The 6,042-nt window shown below is 72.3% G+C and carries 5 protein-coding genes; 2 read left to right on the top strand and 3 right to left on the bottom strand.

The window, feature by feature from the left end:
• Positions 1–133 precede the first annotated feature (133 nt).
• Positions 134–991, bottom strand: a complete 858-nt coding sequence (locus ACIBEF_RS29155; protein ID WP_396796493.1) for a hypothetical protein — start codon at positions 989–991, stop codon at positions 134–136.
• A gap of 179 nt (positions 992–1,170) precedes the next feature.
• On the opposite strand from ACIBEF_RS29155, the gene ACIBEF_RS29150 reads away from it, so the two are divergent.
• Entirely contained in the window at positions 1,171–1,806 is a 636-nt protein-coding gene (locus ACIBEF_RS29150) for a hypothetical protein (protein WP_396796492.1), read from the top strand.
• Between the two features lie 5 nt (positions 1,807–1,811).
• Here the strand turns inward: ACIBEF_RS29150 and ACIBEF_RS29145 are convergent, their stop codons facing one another.
• Both ACIBEF_RS29145 and ACIBEF_RS29140 read right to left on the bottom strand, forming a co-directional pair.
• Entirely contained in the window at positions 1,812–2,180 is a 369-nt protein-coding gene (locus tag ACIBEF_RS29145) for a DUF4180 domain-containing protein (RefSeq protein WP_393223399.1), read from the bottom strand.
• A complete protein-coding gene (locus tag ACIBEF_RS29140; protein WP_396796491.1) occupies positions 2,173–2,625 on the bottom strand; it encodes a helix-turn-helix domain-containing protein in 453 nt (150 codons plus the stop codon). Before ACIBEF_RS29140 ends, ACIBEF_RS29145 begins: the two co-directional genes overlap by 8 nt.
• Before the next feature lie 118 nt (positions 2,626–2,743).
• On the opposite strand from ACIBEF_RS29140, the gene ACIBEF_RS29135 reads away from it, so the two are divergent.
• Positions 2,744–6,037, top strand: a complete 3,294-nt coding sequence (locus tag ACIBEF_RS29135; protein ID WP_396796490.1) for an ATP-binding protein — start codon at positions 2,744–2,746, stop codon at positions 6,035–6,037.
• The last annotated feature ends 5 nt before the right edge of the window (positions 6,038–6,042 follow it).

Below are 6,042 nucleotides of genomic sequence, written 5' to 3'. Positions count from 1 at the left end.
TCGCCACCCATTTCCAGGCCACCCTCGACCTGGTCGAAACCCTTGACTGGCTACGCGCCGTCCCCGACCACCAAGATCTACGAGACAGAACCTAGTCCTGACGCCCGAAACGCGGAACTCTCCGCGAGCGGAGTCACGGATTCCAGTAGACGAGGACCCTGGCCTGGTCGAAGCGTCGATCCTTCAGGTCGGCACGCTGGATCACCCAGTGGATGCTCGCGCCGCCTTGTCTGCCGCCGTGAAACTCGGCCAGCAGAACCCAGTCACCGTGGTCGGGTGGCCCCCCACCACCGCGCACCGACCCGTCGTGCCCGGACCGGCCCGAGGGGTTGGCGCCCAACCACGCGGGGTTGAAACCGTTGCAGTCGGTGCCGTAGCCGCCCAACAGCAGCGGCGTCGTCCAGCCTCCGAAGGAGAAGGCGCCGTCCGGCACCTTGCCCAGGACATCCTTCCACACCTCGGTCATCTCTTCGAACGGAGGATCTCCCGGCAGCGGCGGAGACCACGGGGGCCCAGGTATCGTCTTGACGTAGGGCAGAGAGATGTCTGCGGTGAGATGCAGATCGCCCTGCGGGATCTCCGCGTAGACCTCGGCGAACTCCTCGTCGTCCGGAGGGAAGTCCGGCGGATACTGCTCCCGCTCCTCGACAGCCACGCCTGCCGGCACGTACCTCACCTCGCCCCAGCCGCTCTCCTCGGGCCAGCCGAACAGCAGCAGTTGGCCGTCGGACGGTAGTGGAAGATCGGTCACGTCTGCCGGAAGGGCAGCGCAGTCGATGGTGGCGATCAAGGGGAATTCGGGGTCCTCGGCGTCGGCCGGAAGCATCACGGGTCCACGGATGGCGCCCACGACCAGCCCGTCACCTCCCTGTGTCAGGAGGGCAGACGGGCGGGCGAGCCCCAGCCAGCGCTCCACGTCGGCGGCGGGGATGTCGCGGCGTAGCGCCTCGGCGCGGACCTGATCGAGGATCTTCACGTTTCGGGGAAGCACGGGAGCACCGTAGGTCAACCGTGCGACGTTCACGACCCGGCCGGATGCTGGCCGGCCGGAAGGCAGACGCCCCTGCAATCGATACCGCGATTTGCCGTCAGCGGGCGGTAGGTAAGAGCGACCGACCATAGCGTCCGAACCACGGAGTTCCGCGAGCGCGTGATCTGTGGGAGGCGACAGTGCAGACAACCGAAGGTCTGGTGCTACCGGGCGAGCGGGCCCCGGCCACCGTCAACGTCGACCGCTGGCGGGCGGGGCTACCACCGGAGGCGTGGCCCGACCCCCTGTCAGCGGACGGGGAGCTGTGGCGGCGCGACGTCTTCGCGGTGGCCGACGCGTACCGCGCGGGGTCCGCGAGCCCACGTCAACTGCTGACGGCAGTGCTGGCCTGGGCCTACGGCCCCATCGGGTACGGCCCGTGGCGCGCCGCCAGGTCGCTCGACGCCGACCCCGAGGGCAGACGCCTGGCGTACGCGCTGGAAGAGATGTCCACGCCCGCGCCCGACGAGGAGGCGTTGCGGACGGCGTACCGCCGCTTCCGCGACCCCGACCACGCTCGTCTGCCGTGGTTGGGGCCGGGCCTGTTCACGAAGGTTCTCTACTTCGCCGGCTACCGGCGCGGGGCGGGCGGTGTGCAGCCTCTGATCCTCGACCGCCTGGTGGCCGGCCTGCTCCCGGCCGAGGCGGGTGTCGGCCGCCGCAACGGCTGGTCATCCGAGGAGTGGCTGGCCTACCTCCGGTGGGCGGCCGAGCAGGCTCGGGTCAGGGGAGTGGAGCCGGACGCGGTGGAGATGGCAGTCGTGCCCGACCGCTGAGGTGGCTATCGGGTGGCGCGGAGGCGGGTGTCGAGGGCGTCGAGGTCGGGGACGAACCAGATCTGCCCGCCCTGGTTCGACTCGTGCACCAGCGCGCGCAACGCTGAACTCTCCGCGAGCTGCGCCGAGATGTCACCGACGACGGCCAGCCGCACCCGGTAGTTGACGAACTTCTGCATCACGTCGCCGGCGAAACGGGTGCCCAGCGAGAAGAAGCGTGCGTCGAGCCGGTTGGCCGGCACGGCGACCACCTGGGCGCCGAGGAACGCCGCGCCGATCAGGTCCAGCGCGTCCTGCTCGGTGGCCACCGGCGGGCCGTCGGGGTCGCAGACCAGCACGGGCACTCCGGCGCGTTCCTGGATCTCGTCAGGCATCGTGGACCTCCCGGTCGAGCAGGCCGTTGTCGGCGTTGAGTACGGCGTCGAGCAGGTGCAGCAACTCGGCGGTAGCGGCCGGGTCCCCCAGGATGATGATCTTCAGGCGATGGCGTTGCTCGTCGTACACGGTCTGCACCCGCAGCGGGTTGGCCTGGTCGTGGCCGGTGTTGGCGCTGGTGAGCACGAGCGTGCCGAGCCGGTCGGCGGCGGCCCTGTCGACACCGTCGACCTGGACGATGCTCGACACCTCCGCCTGCCTGGCGACGCTGGACACGGTCGGTGCCTGGCCGGTGAGCGCGTCGAGGTCGCCGGCGGTGATCCGGTACTGCTTGCCGATCCGCACCGCGCGCAGCCGGCCCGAGCGGATGTAGCCGCGCACGGTGCGCACATGCAGGTTGAGCCGGTCGGCCACCTGCTCGACTGAGTACATTTCTTCCGTCATCGCTCCCTATTCTACCCCAGTAGGGAAGTATAAGGAGCGATGGGGGCGAGGCTCCGCGAGGCGGTCCGTCGGTTAACCCGCTCGCGCTGTCGGACAGGTCCAGTACCGTCTGGGAACCATGGACGCCTTCGGCGACGCCATCATCGGGCGGGATCACCCCGCAGGTCTGCTGCGCGCCGAGGTGGATCGCGCCACCACCAGCCACGGCGGTCTCGCCCTGGTCACCGGCGAGCCGGGCATCGGCAAGACGACCCTCGTCACGTCGGCAGCCCGCGAGGCCCGCCAGCGGGGCGCGCTGGTGCTCGGCGCCGCCTGCTGGGACTCCGACAGCGCCCCCGGCTACTGGCCGTGGGTGCAGGTGCTGCGTGCCCTGCGGCGCTCCGCCGACGACTGGGCGGTGGCGCGGCAGTCCGCCGAGCCGGCCCTCGCAGCCCTGCTCGGCCAGTCCGACGCCGACGGCGAGCAGGCCGGTCGCCTCGTCGGTTGGGCAGGCGTCGACCCCGGCCCGGACGTCGCCGACCAGGAGGCGTTCGCGCTGTACGACGCGGTGACCGCCGCCCTGGTCGCCGTCTCCCAGCACCGGCCGGTGGTGGTCGTCCTCGACGACCTGCACTGGGCCGACCCGGCCTCACTGCGGTTGCTGAGCTTCGCCGCCCAGCACACCTGGTTCGAGCGACTCCTGCTGATCGGCACCTACCGCGACGCCGAGGTCGAGTCGGGCGAGCACCCCCTGCGCCCGCTGCTGATGCCGCTGGTCGCGAAGGCCACCACGATCACCCTCACCGGTTTCACCCGCGACGAGGTGGCCGCACTGATGACCCGGACCGCCGGCCGGGAGCCCGAGGCCAGCCTTGTCGACGAGGTGCACCGGCGTACCGGAGGCAACCCGTTTTTCGTCGAACAGACAGCGCGGCTGTGGCACGCCGACGACGCGGTCGGCACCATCGCACCCGGCGTACGGGAGGCGGTGCGCCGCCGCCTCGCCCAACTGCCCGCCACCGTGGTGGAGGCGCTGACCGTCGCCGCCGTACTGGGTCGCGAGTTCCACCGTCAGGTCCTCGCGGCCTGCGCGGCCGCACCCGCGGCGCAGGTCGACCGGCTGCTCGATCGGGCGGTGACCGCCCGACTGGTGGTCGCCCGGGGCGGTGGCCGCTTCGCCTTCGCCCACGACCTGGTCCGCGAAACCCTCTACGACGGGCTGACCGACGACGACCGGAGGGCCCGGCACGGTGCGGTCGTCCGGGCGGTCGACGACCTGCGGGAGCTGACCGACCGGCTGATCCCCGCCGACCTCGCCCGCCACGCCTACCTCGCCGGCCCCGCGCTCGACCGGGCCCGGGTGGCCACGCTGCTGCTCGCCGCCGGCCGGGCCGCGTTCGCCCGGCTGGCGGGCGACGAGGCGGCACTGCACTTCCGCCGAGCCCTCGAGGTGGTCGAAGACCCGGTACAACGGGTGCGGATCCTCGTCGAGTTCGCCGAGTCGCACTACCACCACGCCGACCGGGAAGAGGTCACGAGGCTGCTGGCCGAGGCCGCCAAGCTGGCCCGGTCACTCGACGACCCGGTGCTGCTGGCCCGGGTCGCGCTCATCGTCAACCGCGCCCGCCAGGTGGACACCGCCCAGTCGACCGAAGCGGCGGAGCTGGTGCGCGAGGCGTACCGCCGCTTGATCGGCGAACCGGACGCCACCGCGCCGGTCGGCGCCCTGGTCGCCGACCTGATCACCGCCAGCGAGACGATCGCCCGTCGAGGGCAGGACGACGAGGCGCTCACCTTCAGCCTCTGGGCCCGCCACGACACGACCTGGGGGCTCGGCACCGCCGCGACCCGAGCCGCGCTCACCGCCGAGATCCGGGCCGTGGCTCGGCGGACCGGCGACCGGGAAACCGAGCTGTGGGCCACCTCGCTGCGCTGGGTGGCGCTGCTGGAACTGGGCGACCCGCGCTTCGTCGAGGAGCTCGTCACCTTCGTCGACGCCGAACGGGAGGGCGACTTCGCCCGGCACCGAGTGGCGGCGGCAGTCGACGGCGGGATCATCGCGGCGTTCCGAGGCGACTTCGCCACGGCCGACGAGCGGTTCGCCTTCCTCACCGACCAGACCGACCCGAGCTACGCCGAGTTCGGCTTCATGGGCCATCACCTGCGCTGGTCCCGGCTACTGCTCCAGGGCCGGGTCACCGAGGCCGCCGCGCTCGTGGAGGGGCTCGCCCCGACCGACTACCCGTACCGGGAGCTGCTGCGAGCGATCACCGCTGCGGAGCGTGGCGACGGCGAGACGGCGCTCCGGTTGACCGTCGGCATCGAGGCCACCGCAACCCGGTACCCGCGCCCGGTGTCACCGCTCTGGCTCCGACTCCGCGCTCAGGCCGCCGCCGCGTCCGCCGACCCGAAGCGCTGCGATGCCGCGCGGGCCGCGCTCACCCCACACCGTGGGGAGTGGATGGTGGGGCTCTTCGGCTGCGACATCAGCGGCCCCGTTGACCACTGGGTGGCGCTGATCGACGCCGCCCAGGAACGCTGGGACGACGCCATCGCCGGATTCACCGCCGCCCGGGACTCCGCCGACCGGATGGGCTCCCGAACCTGGTCGCTGCTCGCCCGCACCGGCCTCGCGAACGCCCTCGCCGGCCGAGGCCACTCCGGCGACTCGACGACGTCGACAGCGTTGCGTGCCGCCGCCGTCCAGGAGGCGACCGCCCTCGGCATGACGCAGGTGCTCCACCGGCTCGCCGCCCCGACAGCCCACGACATCCACCACCCGGACCAGGCCGTCTCGCTGGGTCAGGTTGCTGGTTGGGGCCAGGCCGTCGGGTCGGGCCAGGTTGTCGCGCCAGGTCGTGCCGCGCCGGTCGCGGCTGCGTTCAAGGGGTACGAGTTTCGGCGCGACGGGCGGGTCTGGCAACTGGCGTACGACAGTGTCGTGGCGCACCTGCCCGATGCCAAGGGCCTGCATGATCTGCACCTGCTGCTCAGCCGGCCGGGCAGCGACGTGCCGGCCGTCGAACTGCTCGACCCGGCGGCCGGGCCGGAGCTGGTGGCCGCCCGGCGAATGGGCGCCGATCCGGTCCTCGACGACGAGGCGAAGGCCCGCTACCGGCGGCACCTGGCCCGCCTCGACGAGGAGATCGACCGGGCCGCCGCCCGCGACGACGACCGGAAGGTGTCCAAGCTGGACGCCGAGCGGGGTGCGTTGCTCGACGAGCTGCGTGCCGCGGCGGGCCTCGCCGGCCGGAGCCGTCGCCTGGGCGACGAGGCCGAGCGGGCCCGCAAGACGGTGACGGCGCGAATCCGCGACGCGCTCCGCAAGCTCGACGACCGGCACCCGACACTGGCGAGCCACCTGCGCGAATCGGTCTCCACCGGAACGACCTGCCGCTACCAACCCCCCAACCCGCTGCCCTGGCAGCTCTGACCTCA

This window comes from Micromonospora sp. NPDC050795, from assembly GCF_044456785.1.
Taxonomy (GTDB): domain Bacteria; phylum Actinomycetota; class Actinomycetes; order Mycobacteriales; family Micromonosporaceae; genus Micromonospora.
This window is presented reverse-complemented; position numbering and strand designations above follow the sequence as displayed.